Below are 648 nucleotides of genomic sequence, written 5' to 3'. Positions count from 1 at the left end.
CTGCAAACGCTTGGCGATGTTCTTCGGCGGATCGCCGCGCTCGAACTCATCGACGATGCCAATGCGGATCAGGTCCTTGATCTTCACCTCCACCGGCAGCGTGCAGCAGCTGGACACGCAACCACCGCACATGTGGGCGGAGTATTTCTGCCAGGTCTCTAGACGGTCGAGTTCCGCGGCGGCGATCAGTTGAGGCTTCATCAAGGTTCCAAGGTGGGGCGTTATCCGGGCGCGCGATCATACCGGGATTGGTGGTTTTTTGAACAATATTTTGCAGGTTTCAGCTCAAAGGTTTGGCCAGGGCCTGATCGGGCACGACCCCTGCATCAAATTCAGCCACAGGCCAATGAGTTAAAAAACTGCCGAACCAGCGCGTCTACCGTCTGTCAGACCGACTAGGCTCTAGCAACTCCTTCAATCTCGCCCGAGGTCGCACCGATGTCTCAGGAACCGCTTGCACGAGAAGCAGAGGTAGCCGCATTCCGCGATGCTGTCTTGACCAAACTCACCTACGCGGTGGGCAAGGACCCGGATCACGCCTTCGACCATGACTGGTTCGAAGCCATTGCCCTGGCCGCCCGGGACCAGATGGTCGATCACTGGATGGACCACACGCGGCGTATTTATCGCAAAGGCCAGAAGCGTGTT

The 648-nt window shown here is 57.9% G+C and carries 1 pseudogene; it reads right to left on the bottom strand.

Annotation, left to right across the window (positions count from 1 at the left end):
- Positions 1-201: pseudogene (locus tag P353_RS27410) on the bottom strand (YkgJ family cysteine cluster protein); the annotation flags it as partial.
- Between the last annotated feature and the right edge of the window lie 447 nt (positions 202-648).

It is taken from the genome of Comamonas testosteroni, from assembly GCF_000761245.1.
GTDB classification, from domain to species: domain Bacteria; phylum Pseudomonadota; class Gammaproteobacteria; order Burkholderiales; family Burkholderiaceae_C; genus Comamonas; species Comamonas testosteroni_C.
The sequence above is the reverse complement of the archived record's forward strand: the minus strand, read 5'-3'. Positions and strand labels throughout refer to the sequence as shown.